This is a genomic window from Shewanella aestuarii (assembly GCF_011765625.1).
Taxonomy (GTDB): Bacteria; Pseudomonadota; Gammaproteobacteria; order Enterobacterales; family Shewanellaceae; genus Shewanella; species Shewanella aestuarii_A.
On sequence record NZ_CP050313.1, the window covers coordinates 569,623 to 583,049 of the forward strand.

Annotated in this window: 11 protein-coding genes; 9 read left to right on the plus strand and 2 right to left on the minus strand. The window is 41.1% G+C overall.

The window, feature by feature from the left end; genetic code table 11:
* The first annotated feature begins 187 nt into the window (after positions 1 to 187).
* From HBH39_RS02695 to katB, 4 genes are all read left to right on the plus strand, one after another.
* Positions 188 to 856, plus strand: a complete 669-nt coding sequence (locus HBH39_RS02695) for a helix-turn-helix transcriptional regulator (protein WP_167675386.1) — start codon at positions 188 to 190, stop codon at positions 854 to 856.
* Positions 857 to 964: 108 nt separating this feature from the next.
* Positions 965 to 1,402: a PaaI family thioesterase gene (locus tag HBH39_RS02700; RefSeq protein WP_167675388.1), complete on the plus strand. Its 438-nt coding sequence runs from the start codon at positions 965 to 967 to the stop codon at positions 1,400 to 1,402.
* 40 nt (positions 1,403 to 1,442) lie between these two features.
* Positions 1,443 to 1,736: a YgjV family protein gene (locus HBH39_RS02705; RefSeq protein WP_167675390.1), complete on the plus strand. Its 294-nt coding sequence runs from the start codon at positions 1,443 to 1,445 to the stop codon at positions 1,734 to 1,736.
* Positions 1,737 to 1,982: 246 nt separating this feature from the next.
* On the plus strand, positions 1,983 to 3,452 hold the full coding sequence (gene katB, locus HBH39_RS02710; protein ID WP_167675393.1) for a catalase KatB: 1,470 nt from the start codon (positions 1,983 to 1,985) through the stop codon (positions 3,450 to 3,452).
* Between the two features lie 67 nt (positions 3,453 to 3,519).
* Here the strand turns inward: katB and HBH39_RS02715 are convergent, their stop codons facing one another.
* Positions 3,520 to 5,034, minus strand: a complete 1,515-nt coding sequence (locus HBH39_RS02715; RefSeq protein WP_167675395.1) for an inorganic triphosphatase — start codon at positions 5,032 to 5,034, stop codon at positions 3,520 to 3,522.
* Between the two features lie 237 nt (positions 5,035 to 5,271).
* Here HBH39_RS02715 and HBH39_RS02720 point away from each other — a divergent pair, with 237 nt between their 5' ends.
* The 4 genes from HBH39_RS02720 (at position 5,272) to putA (ending at position 11,494) form a co-directional block, all read left to right on the plus strand.
* Positions 5,272 to 5,952, plus strand: coding sequence for a TIGR00153 family protein (locus tag HBH39_RS02720; protein WP_167675396.1), 681 nt, complete (start codon positions 5,272 to 5,274; stop codon positions 5,950 to 5,952).
* Between the two features lie 25 nt (positions 5,953 to 5,977).
* Positions 5,978 to 7,246: an inorganic phosphate transporter gene (locus tag HBH39_RS02725; protein WP_167675398.1), complete on the plus strand. Its 1,269-nt coding sequence runs from the start codon at positions 5,978 to 5,980 to the stop codon at positions 7,244 to 7,246.
* Between the two features lie 108 nt (positions 7,247 to 7,354).
* A complete protein-coding gene (locus HBH39_RS02730; RefSeq protein WP_244325723.1) occupies positions 7,355 to 7,933 on the plus strand; it encodes a TIGR04211 family SH3 domain-containing protein in 579 nt (192 codons plus the stop codon).
* A 366-nt stretch (positions 7,934 to 8,299) separates the two neighbouring features.
* Positions 8,300 to 11,494, plus strand: coding sequence for a bifunctional proline dehydrogenase/L-glutamate gamma-semialdehyde dehydrogenase PutA (putA, locus tag HBH39_RS02735; protein WP_208764194.1), 3,195 nt, complete (start codon positions 8,300 to 8,302; stop codon positions 11,492 to 11,494).
* Positions 11,495 to 11,545: 51 nt separating this feature from the next.
* Here the strand turns inward: putA and HBH39_RS02740 are convergent, their stop codons facing one another.
* A complete protein-coding gene (locus tag HBH39_RS02740; RefSeq protein ID WP_167675400.1) occupies positions 11,546 to 11,731 on the minus strand; it encodes a hypothetical protein in 186 nt (61 codons plus the stop codon).
* Positions 11,732 to 12,030: 299 nt separating this feature from the next.
* Here HBH39_RS02740 and HBH39_RS02745 point away from each other — a divergent pair, with 299 nt between their 5' ends.
* The gene (locus HBH39_RS02745; protein WP_167675402.1) at positions 12,031 to 13,359 is read left to right on the plus strand and encodes a Na+/H+ antiporter NhaC family protein; all 1,329 of its coding nucleotides are present in this window, start codon (positions 12,031 to 12,033) and stop codon (positions 13,357 to 13,359) included.
* Positions 13,360 to 13,427 lie beyond the last annotated feature (68 nt).

A 13,427-nucleotide genomic window follows, 5' to 3' on the forward strand; every position in this document is an offset into this window, starting at 1 on the left:
CTAGGCTTTTGCAGTGCTTTATGGTTTAAAGTGCGACTAGAATCAACACACAATTTAAGTATAAAATGAATTTCAGGATGATTTTCAGTGCTAGGCCAATGAGGCCTGTAATGATGTTGTTGCGAAAAATGTGCAATAACAAAAAGTAATTACTTGAACGTAATTAAACTTTTCAGGGAGAAAAGTGATGAGTTCGAATATGTATGAGTTGGTGTTTTTGCACCAATTATCAGCCCCTTGTAATTTAGCTATTCTTGCTGAATCGATAGGTTTTAAAACGCGTATCATTAAGCATGTCGAAGCGTTAGCGTTCGAAAATCAGTCGAACTGCTTTTATTTTATCGCCCCAAAAGGCGCAGCAATTGACAGCAAAGGCGTTCCGCTTTTAGCGGCACGAATGGCTAATGACGTTCCCGTTGCATTATATCAAGTAGAGCGAGGCTCGTTAGACCAAGAGGCTGCGTTGTTGTTAGGTATTCGTGGCATTCTGTTTACTGATCAGCGCATGGACTTAATGTTAACAGGCTTACGTAAGATGGTTTCAGATGAGCTTTGGTATGACAGACCGCTGATCAGCAAAATTTTTCGCCGTCTAGTACAGCATCAAGAACATCATAATCAAATTCCTGAAGACAAAGCTGCAATCATGCAAATGCTCACTGGTCGTGAGCGCACTGTGATTAAGTTGGTTTCCAGTGGCGCAAGAAATAAAGAAATTGCTCACCGCCTTTGTATTAGTGAGCATACGGTAAAGGCGCATATCTCTTCTATTTTTCGAAAAACCCAATCACGTAATCGTGTTGAGTTACTGCGTTGGGCGCAAACTTATCAACGTCATTTAGAATTAGTGAACTAACTAACAAAAAATATTGAAACTAAGAGGCGCAATTTTGCTCCTCTTTTTTTGTTTCATCTCACTTTTAGTCAAAGTACACTAAATGAAATTTTTAACTGGATGTAATAAATGAGTATTTGGTTTAAAAAGGTCAGCTTAGAAGATTGTCATCGTTTAGATGCTGGATTGCACGGTAAGGGCACCTTAATGCAAACATTAGGCATTAAAATTACTGAGATCGGTGACGATTATATGAAGGCGACCATGCCAGCAGAACCGAGTGTGCATAATCCGCTGGGTATTGTTCACGGTGGTGCCAATGTAGCTCTAGCTGAAACAGTTGCCAGTTATGCGGCTAATTTTGTGGTGGATTTCACAGAGTATTACTGTGTTGGTCAAGAAATTAATGCCAACCATTTAAAAGCGTCGCGTAATGGTTTGTTGACCGCTACGGCTAAACCCGTTCATCTGGGTAAGCGCAGTTCAGTTTGGGAAATACTAATCCATAATAGCGCTAATGATTTGTGCTGCATCTCAAGGATGACAGCAGCGGTTGTTAAGCGATAAGCTACAATTACCCGATGACTAAATAGAAATTGGAAATGATATGGATAGTGCAACTATTTGGGAATGGGTGGGCTATTTAGCCTCTGTGGTGGTTGCCATTTCGCTGATGATGGCAGACATTAAAAAGCTGCGCTGGTGGAACTTAATTGGCGCTGCTTTGTTTGTTGCCTACGGTTTGGCGATTGCGGCGATCCCAGTAGCCCTAGTCAATTTCTTCATTGTATTGATCGATGCTTATTATTTAGTGAAGTTATATCGAGAACCGCAAATTCCCCATCTACAGAATAATAAGCGATTTATTAATTGTATTAAGCCAATTTTTACTTTGGCTTAATACAAGATTGCTTTTTAGGCTGCTCTTGCTTCTTGCTTCTTGCTTCTTGCTTCTTGCTTCTTGCTTCTTGCTTCTTGCTAATTGGTTTTGTCGATTATCCCTATTCACTTTAATCGCTTATATTAATTTATTTTGCAGGGTATTATCTGTTTATCCGATTACGACCGCCAAGGTGAATATGATGGCAACCGTTTTTGACCTAATTGAACAATGGTTATTAGCAGAATAATGTAGAGGCAGATTAATATGAACAATTCAAATTACTTAACAAGTCAAAGTGGCGCACCGATAGCAGACGATCAAAACTCATTGTCAGCTGGTGAGCGTGGCCCCTTATTACTACAAGATTGGCATTTGATTGAGAAGCTAGCGCATTTTAATCGTGAGCGAATTCCTGAACGCATAGTGCATGCCAAAGGGACTGGCGCATATGGTACTTTTACCCTAACAAAAGACTTAAGCGATTATACCATTGCTGATCATTTCAATGGTGTGGGCAAACAAACCGAAACCTTTGTACGCTTCTCTACCGTTGGTGGTGAAATGGGAAGTGCGGATGCTGAACGCGACCCACGCGGCTTTGCGGTTCGTTTTTATACTGCTCAAGGTAATCATGACATTGTGGGTAATAATACACCAACCTTCTTTTTACGAGACGGGATTAAGTTTCCAGACTTTATTCATACTCAAAAGCGTCATCCACAAACCAACTTAAAAGATCCACAAGCAATGTGGGACTTTTGGTCACTCAACCCAGAAGCTATGCATCAAGTCACCATTTTAATGTCAGATCGCGGTATTCCAGCTAACTATCGTCAAATGCATGGTTATGGTTCGCACACATTCTCATTGTGGAATGCCGAAGGAGAACGCTTTTGGGTTAAGTTTCATTTTAAGTCACAACAAGGTGTGGTGAACTTAACTAACGAGCAAGCGGATAAATTAAAAGGGATTGATCCTGATTCGTCACAACGTGACATGGTAGTCGCCATTACCGATGGTAATTTCCCTAAATGGACCGTAAATGTCCAAATAATGCCAGAAGCTGATGCCAATACTTACCATATCAATCCGTTTGATTTAACCAAAGTCTGGCCGCACAGTGACTACCCATTAATTGAAATTGGCGAGCTAGAGCTAAACCGTCTGCCACAAAATTATTTTGCAGAAGTTGAACAAGTTGCATTAGCGCCAAGCAATTTGGTGCCTGGCGTTGGCGCATCACCAGATAAAATGTTGCAGGCACGTTTGTTTGCTTATGCCGATGCACAGCGTTACCGCATTGGTGCTAACTATAATCAGTTACCTGTTAATTGTCCCCATGCAACCCAAGCAAATCATCATCAACGTGGTGGTGCCATGGCGGGCACTCAATGCCCTTATCATGGTAGCCAAACCGGTGGTGATGCTAGCGTAAACTATGGACCAAGCACCGCTGAGCCTAAACTTGAAGATGCATCTAAGTTGATTGAGCCACCATTACGCATAGACGGTGAGGCAGCACGTTATAGTCGCTATGACCAAGATGATTTTACTCAAGCGGGAAATCTGTACCGTATGTTTAGCGAAGATGAGAAGCAGCGCTTAGTGGCTACGATTGCCGGTTCATTAAGTCAAACTTCTGTAGATGTGCAACAACGTATGCTAGCGCATTTTTCTAAAGCAGATGCTGATTATGGCCAACGCATTCAATCAGCACTTGGATTAGTTGTATAGTCATACCAATGGTTATAAGAAAGGGCTTGATGATTGATATCGTCAAGCCCATTTTTTAGATTAAGGTTTACCAATAAGGCTTATTTTTAACTGCTCTTTTACGAGAGTGTTCCATCGCAAAAAGCAAACTCGATTCTTTGTTATCTAACCATGAGGCTATGCCCAATGTTGACGCTTGATTTAACTCTCGCAGCAATTGATAACAATGTAAGGTGGATATCCCTAATGCTAAATCTATCCAAGGGGCTCTAAAGTCATGTTTTTGTTGGTTAGGGTATAACTCACCATAAGCAACGCCAACCTGTAAGCTTTCATCCAAAGCAATAGCGACTTGTTGATAATCAATATTGCTCATATCCATATTAAGCGGCATTAACTGTAAAATGCGCTTCCAAGAATCTTGCTGTAAATCATTGGCTAATAAAGATACATTTGGGTAATCAACAAGTTCGATTTGTTGTTGTTCAACCAGCATTAACATTTCAACGAGTACCAACTGTAATTGGCCGTAGTTGATATGTTCAACTATATCATTGATGGTATTTTTTTTAAGTTGCTGAAAAATTAGTTGGCTAACTTGTTGTTGAATGAGTTGCTTGTTATTTAAGCCGCCTAGCAAGGTTGTTGGTTCATTGATGATAAGTGCCCAACTTTGAAGGTTTTTGACAAAAACTAACTGGTCTTCAAGCCATGTTAGCTGCTGGTGCAAGTCGCTACTCAGTAAGCCAAATTGATTTAAGGTCAGTTTTAATAAACGGATATTGTCCCTAAATTGCCCCCATGCTTGTACTTTATTAATGAGCTGCGTAGGGCTTAGTGCTTCTTCGCTTTTATCCTCTATGGGGGTGATCAGAACCGCTTCCAATTGCTGCCATCGTTCAAGGCAAAGGGTTAATATCTGTTTTAAGGTTGCAGATAAACTTTGCGCATCATTCAATTTTATATGCTGTAACTCCTTGATAGGCTTTGGGGTGTAAAGCTTAGCTAATTGATAACCTCGCTGCGCTTTGCTGGCTTGCCCTAATCGCACGGGGATATGTTTGGCGATCTGTTGGGCTAGAGTGGTAAGTGCCTTTTTACTGCCAGCTAATAATTCAAGCTCGACTTCACAAATCGGGGAACAATTTTTATTGGCGATGATTTCACCTTGATCAAGAGCGACTTCAATTAAGCTGTCATCAACAAAAATGCGCCATGTTATACGGGTGAAATTGGTTTCGAAAATGCATTCTAATTGTTGATTAAGTTCAGCTATATTGGTATTTTTTGGCCAAATATGTTGAGGAAATAATGCAAGGTTGGGTGTTTTTTCAGCGGTCGGGACATTATATTCAGGGCGTGAGTGTATACCTGCCTTGACGCTACCAGCGGTTTTTATGGTTTGTTCTTGATGATTTTTTGAACCGCGAACACGTAACCCCATATCCCAGGTTAATAATTGCAACTGACTAGTATCAAAATAATGATTAAATAAATAATCAGTATTTATTGGTTTAGATTTTGGGAGTTTACTAAGGCTTTCTAACGCTGAATCAAAATGTTGAGTGCTGATGAGTAACTTGAGTTCAATTTCTGTTTCCATTGACTTATTGCTCACCTTGTAATCAAATGTTCACCAATGCGTCATATATAATTCATAATGTCACATTTCTGTAATAAAAATATTTTAGGATTGCGTCGCTCAGATAAATTATACTCTGAGTTGAAATTATAAATCACAGTAGTACGAAATTGGAACTACACTGTTTCTTTATGTGGACGCTTGAGGTAACATGCGCCCGCTTTTCCAAATCGGAATTAATTAAATAGGTAAACGGCAATGCCAGTAAACTCTATTTTAGGTGTATTTGCAAAATCACCTCTAAAGCCTTTAGAACAGCATATCGACAAAGTTAACGAATGTGCATTCCTTCTTGTACCTTTCTTTGATGCCTCAGTGGCAGGAGACTGGGATGAAGCGGTAAAAATTCGCAAACAAATTAGCATACTAGAAAAAGATGCTGATACCTTAAAGCGTGAAATTCGCTTAACCTTGCCTGGCGGCTTGTTTATGCCAGTTGAGCGTACTGACTTGCTTGAATTATTAACTCAACAAGACAAAATCGCCAACAAAACAAAAGACATTTCTGGCCGTGTTATTGGGCGCCAATTAGTTTTTCCTCCTTCAGTTCAAGAACCATTCAATGCTTACCTTAAGCGTTGTCTTGATGCTGTGTTACTTGCAAAAAAAGCAATCAATGAGCTAGATGATCTATTAGAAACAGGTTTTAGAGGTCGTGAAGTCGAGTTAGTTGCAAGAATGATCAATGAGTTAGATTCAATAGAAGAAGACACAGATGATCTTCAAATCCAAGTCCGTCGCCAACTGTATTCTGTTGAAGCAGAATTAAATCCAGTTGATGTGATGTTTCTATATAAAATTATTGAGTGGACGGGTGATTTAGCTGATATAGCTGAACGCGTAGGCTCCCGTCTAGAGCTAATGTTAGCTCGTAACTAATCACAAGGTTATCAAGGAAACAACAATGGTTGATGTATTAGTCACCAACGGCCCGATGCTTATCGGCATTGCGGCTGCATTTGGATTTTTGATGGCATGGGGTATTGGTGCAAATGATGTCGCCAACGCTATGGGGACCTCAGTAGGTTCTAATGCCATTACGATTAAACAAGCGATCATCATTGCGATGATTTTTGAATTTGCTGGGGCCTTTTTGGCCGGTGGCGAAGTAACTAGTACCATTCGAAATGGTATTATTGATGCAGCATATTTTACTGATGTGCCTGAATACCTAGTGTTCGGTATGATTGGTTCACTGCTTGCTGCAGGTATTTGGTTAGTGGTTGCCTCTGCACTTGGCTGGCCGGTATCAACGACTCACTCTATTATTGGTGCAATTATTGGTTTTGCCGCTGTGGGTGTGAGTGCGGATTCGGTAGAATGGGGTAAGGTTGTTGGTATTGTCGGCTCTTGGGTTATCACCCCTGCAATTTCAGGTTTTATTGCATTCACTATTTTCCAAAGTGTGCAAAAACTGATTTTTAATACCGATGATCCGTTAGCTAATGCAAAACGCTATGTGCCTTTTTATATGGCACTAGCTGGCTTTGTGATGTCACTTGTGACGGTAACAAAAGGCTTGAAGCATGTTGGTTTGCACTTCTCTACGTTAGAAGCTTATATGCTTGCAGGTGCGGTTGCCTTTTCCGTTGGTATGTTCGGGAAAGTGGCTATTGCACGCCTAAAAATGAGTGACAAAGCAGACCGCCAAACTCAGTTTGGTAACGTTGAGAAAGTATTTGCTATCTTAATGGTTGTTACTGCATGTTGTATGGCATTTGCTCACGGTTCAAACGATGTTGCTAACGCAATTGGCCCATTAGCCGCAGTGGTTTCAGTGGTTAATAGTGGTGGTGAAATCGGGTCTAAAGCTGTGCTAGAGTGGTGGATTTTACCGCTTGGTGCTGTAGGTATTGTATTAGGCTTAGCCATTTTTGGTCAGCGTGTAATGCAAACCATTGGTAAGAATATTACTCACTTAACCCCTAGCCGTGGTTTTGCTGCTGAATTAGCGGCTGCCTCAACAGTGGTTATTGCTTCTGGTACTGGCTTACCTATCTCAACTACGCAAACATTAGTTGGCGCTGTGCTGGGTGTTGGTATGGCGCGCGGTATTGCAGCAATTAATATTGGTGTGGTCCGTAATATTGTCGTATCGTGGGTGGTGACTTTACCTGCAGGTGCCGGTTTATCGATTGTCTTCTTCTACATGATTAAAGGTATATTTAGTTAATTACTTTGATTTAATCGATTAAAGAAGGAAGTCTTATGACTTCCTTCTTGCATTACAGGGATTAAATAAATAGCATGGCAGCTAATCAAGATCGTTAGGGAAAAAACAGTGTTTAAAGCTATTCAGTTGATTTTGTTATTATTGGTAACCATGACTGCCAACGCGCAGGGTGCATCTCATTATATTTCCGATGATGTGTTTACTTATATTCATGGTGGACCAGGGACTCAATACCGTATTTTAGGTAGTGTAGAAGCAGGGCAGCCGGTTAAGTTTTTAGATAAAACTGATGGTGATTATTCACTGATTGTGGATCATAAAGGACGTGAAGGTTGGGTTAGAAGCGATTTAGTGACAGATCAACCCAGCTTTAGAGAGCGTTTTCCAACAGTAGAGAGTGAGTTGATTAAAGTAAATGAACAGCTTAATCAAATTACCTTAACGACCGATAATGCGACTCAAGACTTAGTACTTGCCAATCGTAGAATTGCCGCTCTTGAAGCGGCTTTATCAAAAGCGGAAAATGAGCGCGATGTTGCTAAGTCTAAGGTGCAGGCTGCCAGTGACGCTAAGCAATTTCAAATGTGGCAACAAGGCGGCTTAATTGCAGGTCTTGGTGCACTAATTGGTATCATTTTGGTGTATTTACCTCGCCCACAGCGCCGCAAAAAAAACCGCTGGATGTAATTTGTATTTCATTTCAAAAGCAAAAAAGGCCAATGTGTTTGACATTGGCCTTTTTTGTGCCTCAATTTCATACTAATTGTCAGTATTGATAAACTTGCACATTTAAAGCTTAAGTAACTATCAATACTTTAAATTATTGATATTTAGTTTCATTTTTTACTTGAGTTATTTTGGCCAGTTAAGGCATAGGAGATGTTCTGCTGTGGCTGAGATATTTCACACATTTTATCGAGGTAAGATAGTGTCCAATGTCACATTTTGCTTGTATACTCGGCCCCGAAAACAATCGTACATTGTATACAAAATAAAATATTAACAAATATGCAGTAGGTAAATAGGTGTTTTACCTTCTTTCAACTGACCATGATGGAAGCGATTATGATGTTCAAAGCGAGTGAAGTACTGGGCGGTCGCTATGACAATGCCACTCTTGAAGAACTGTTTAAAGCAATTACTGATAATTATATTGTTGATGAAGAACAATATTTAGCGGAACTCATTTCGCTTGTACCTTCATCAAATGAAGAAATACAAGCGGTAACAAAGCGCGCTCATGAATTGGTGAATAAGGTTCGTCAGTTTGAAAAAAAGGGTTTAATGGTTGGTATCGATGCATTTTTGCAGCAGTACAGCTTAGAAACCCAAGAAGGCATTATTTTGATGTGTCTTGCTGAGGCATTATTACGTATTCCTGATGCCGAAACCGCTGACGCATTAATTGAAGATAAGTTATCTGGCGCTAAATGGGATGAGCATTTAAGTAAAAGTGACTCGGTTTTAGTTAACGCATCGACTTGGGGTTTAATGCTAACCGGTAAGGTGATTAAGCTTGATCGTAAAATTGATGGTACACCGAGCAATTTATTAAACCGCCTTGTTAATCGTGTTGGTGAACCTGTGATCCGCCAAGCAATGCTGGCTGCCATGAAGATCATGGGTAAGCAGTTTGTATTGGGGCGTGATGTAAAAGAGGCGCTTAAAAATAGCGAAGCTAAGCGTAAGCTTGGGTATACCCATAGTTATGACATGTTAGGCGAAGCTGCATTAACGAATAAAGATGCCCAAAAATATTTTACCGACTACAGTAATGCCATTCGTGATCTCGGTGCTCAAAAATATGATGAATCAGAAGCGCCAAGACCGACTATTTCGATTAAATTATCTGCATTGCACCCACGCTATGAGGTGGCTAATCAAGATCGTGTATTAACAGAGTTATACGATACGGTGATAAAGCTGATTGTGCAGGCGCGAGAACTCAATATTGGTATCTCCATCGATGCCGAGGAAGTTGACCGCTTAGAACTCTCTCTAATGCTATTTAAAAAGCTATACCAGTCTAATGAAGCCAAAGGTTGGGGATTGTTAGGCATTGTGGTGCAAGCTTATTCGAAGCGCTGCTTACCTGTTTTATGTTGGTTAAACCGTTTAGCCAAAGAGCAAGGTGATGAAATTCCATTACGCTTGGTTAAAGGTGCCTATTGGGACAGCGAGCTAAAATGGGCACAACAAGCCGGTGAAGGTGGTTATCCTCTTTTTACCCGCAAAGCGGGCACTGATGTTTCGTACTTAGCTTGTGCACGATTCTTACTGTCTGATGCTACTCGTGGCAACATTTACCCACAATTTGCTACTCACAATGCACAAACTGTTGCAAGTATTGGTGCGATGGCGGGCGATCGTATTTATGAATTCCAACGTTTACACGGTATGGGGCAAGAATTATACGACACAATGTTAGCTGAAAGTGGTGCTAAATCGGTGCGTATTTATGCGCCAATCGGTGCTCACAAAGACTTACTGCCCTACTTGGTACGCCGATTATTAGAAAACGGTGCTAATACCTCTTTTGTGCATAAGTTGGTTGATCCTAAAACGCCGATTGAGTCATTAGTCGTTCATCCATTAGTGACCTTAAAAGGCTATAAAACCTTTGCAAACCACAAAATTGTCCAACCTATTGATATTTTTGGTGCTGAGCGTAAAAACTCTAAGGGATTGAATATGAATATCATTTCTGAATCAACCCCGTTTTTTGCTCGATTAGACAAATTTAGCAGTAACCAATGGCAAGCTGGTCCATTAGTTAATGGTAAAACCCTAAATGGTGAAGTGAATGAGGTTGTCAGCCCGTTTGATACCACTAAGCTTGTGGGGAAAGTGGCCTTTGCCGATACCCAAGCCATTGAATATGCAATAGCTTCTGCCGATGCAGCCTTTAGTCGCTGGACTCGTACACCGGTTGAAACCCGGGCTCAAGCACTGTATAAGCTGGCGGATTTGCTAGAGGATAATCGTGAAGAGCTCATTGCTTTATGTACACGAGAAGCAGGAAAAAGCATCCAAGATGGGATAGACGAAGTTCGTGAAGCGGTTGATTTTTGCCGTTATTACGCTGTTCAAGCTACCAAGATGATGGCTAAGCCCGAGTTGCTCCCTGGTCCAACGGGTGAGCTAAACGAGCTATTCTTGCAGGGGCGTGGTGTTTTTGTGTGCATCAGTCCATGGAACTTCCCGTTGGCGATTTTCTTAGGTCAAGTAACGGCCGCATTAGCTGCAGGTAATACGGTTATTGCTAAACCTGCCGAGCAAACCTGTTTAGTCGGTTATCGTGCTGTACAGCTCGCTCATCAGGCGGGTATTCCTACAGATGTGCTGCAATTTTTACCGGGTACGGGGGCAACCGTTGGTGCAGCATTAACTGCTGATGAGCGTATTGGTGGTGTGTGTTTTACTGGCTCAACGGGTACCGCTAAATTAATAAACCGCACATTGGCTAATCGTGAAGGTGCAATTATTCCTTTAATTGCTGAAACCGGTGGTCAAAATGCCATGGTGGTAGACTCAACGTCACAACCTGAGCAAGTGGTTAATGATGTGGTTTCATCTTCATTTACCAGCGCAGGACAACGTTGTTCTGCATTACGAGTGTTATTTTTACAAGAAGACATCGCTGATCGGGTCCTCGATGTGATGAAAGGCGCCATGGAGCAGTTAACCATTGGTAACCCAAGCTCAGTTAAAACAGATGTTGGACCAGTGATTGATGCAACAGCTAAAGCTAACTTAAATGCGCATATTGATCATATTAAGCAAGTGGGTAAGTTGATTAATCAGCTTGAGTTACCTGCTGGCACAGAAAATGGGCATTTTGTTGCGCCAACCGCTGTTGAAATCGACTCCATTAAGGTGCTTGATAAAGAACACTTTGGGCCCATTTTGCATGTAGTGCGTTATAAAGCGGCTGATTTGGACAAGGTGATTGATGAAATCAATAGCACTGGTTTTGGTTTAACTTTAGGCATTCATAGTCGTAATGAAGGCCATGCCCTCAGCCTAGCGGATAAAGTGAATGTGGGGAATGTTTACATTAACCGCAACCAGATTGGTGCTGTAGTGGGTGTGCAACCATTTGGTGGCCAAAGGTTATCTGGCACCGGTCCTAAAGCAGGTGGTCCACACTATTTAACCCGATTTGTGACTGAAAAAACGCGGACCAATAATATTACTGCGATTGGTGGTAATGCCACTTTATTATCATTAGGCGATGCCGACGAATAAAGTGAGTTAATCTGTGAAGCTAAAATGCCCGCTATGCGGGTATTTTTTTATTTAAAATACGCCATTACGGCTTAAACCACGGTGCACATTTTTACAAAGTTTGGCAAATTTCTCTAAATCACCAAAGCTAGGCGTGTCATTGTTATTCAGTACTGCTAACTCTGGGTTATCCAGGGGAAAGGTGCTCTTTACCTGGGTAATAAGCTGCTGCATTGCATGACGTCGATCTGGTTTCATTGTTGAATACTCACAAAACTGAAGTGTTGATGATATTTTGAACTAGGCTAAAGGTCAAAAACTGCAACGCAAATGGCTTAGTCGTAAATAATTTGTGGTGACTTTAGGGTGGTTGTGTGTTTTTTTATTGTTATTGATGTAAAAAAAATTCCGGATATAAAGAAGTCTAGACGTCTAGATTGCAATTGGGAATGAGTTCTCTTATTCTTGGCGCATCAGATTAGGATGTGTTACCCATATTCATCACTGCGAATGTAACTTTGTGTTAATTGAGCAAAACTAACAAAAGAGAGAAGACCTTGACGACACCAGCCAACAATTCACCTTCTGCATCGTTTATTGCGCTGCTGCCATTATTTGTATTTTTAGCATTGTATATTGGTGTGGGAATATATTTCCAAAGCCAAGGTGTTGATTATGCTTTTTATCAATTACCAAGTGTTATTGCGATTTTGCCAGCGATTATTTTGGCTTTATTGTTGTCCAAGCAAAAGCTGAATAATGCTATTGAAACCTTTATTGGTGGCATAGGCCACAGCAATATTATTGCAATGTGTTTGATTTATCTTTTGGCTGGTGCATTTGCCTCAGTCGCAAAAGCGACCGGTGGTGTGGATGCTACTGTTGCCTTAGGTTTATCACTTATTCCTTCAGATCTGTTATTACCTGGTTTTTTTGTGATTGCTGCATTTATCGCAACTGCCATGGGCACGTCAATGGGTACGATAGCCGCAGTCGCGCCGGTTGCGCTAGGCGTTGCCGACCAAGCTCAAATTGATTATGCATTAATGGCCGGTGCGGTTTTATCTGGTGCTTTATTTGGTGATAACTTATCGATAATTTCTGATACCACAATTGCGGCAACACGTACGCAAGGTTGTGGTATGAAAGACAAGTTTCGTGAGAACCTCATTTTTGCTATACCCGCGTCTATCATCACCTTGTTAGCTTTTGCTTTTGCTGGTCAAGGTCATGCTGATATTGCTGCTCAAGATATCGAGTTTATTAAAGTATTACCGTACTTAACTATTTTAGTGTTAGCTGTTGCGGGGTTGAACGTGTTTGTTGTGCTCACTTTCGGTATCATTTTGGCGGGTATTACTGGTTTATTGGCGACCGATTACAGCATTATTCAGTTTGGTAATGACATTTATACCGGCTTTACCAATATGCAAGAAATCTTCATTTTATCTATGTTTGTTGGAGGTTTAGCAGCATTAATGCAACAGCAGGGTGGACTAGCGTTCGTTAACAATAAAGTAGAAGGTTTGATCCGCCGTTTTTCAAAAGCCAATGGCGAGGCTTCTCCTCGTGCCGCTGAGTTAGGCATGGCGGGTATTGTTGCTGCGACCAATACTTGTGTGGCTAATAATACCGTGTCGATTGTGGTAACAGGCGATATTGCTAAAGATCTCGCTCAAAAACATGGAGTTAGTTCTAAGCGTGCCGCTAGTGTTTTAGATATTTTTGCGTGTATTATTCAGGGACTGATCCCACACGGCGCGCAAGCATTGTTGATCGCTTCAGTGTTTACCATTAGCCCTTTAACCGCAGTATCACACGCTTGGTATTGTATGATTTTGGCTATTGTGGCAGTTGCGATTGTGATTTTCCGAAAGCGAGCATAAGCCATTATAACTAAAGACATTGTTAGTTAAAAGATTGTCTTTTATAAAATAAAGCCCTAACTCCCGTT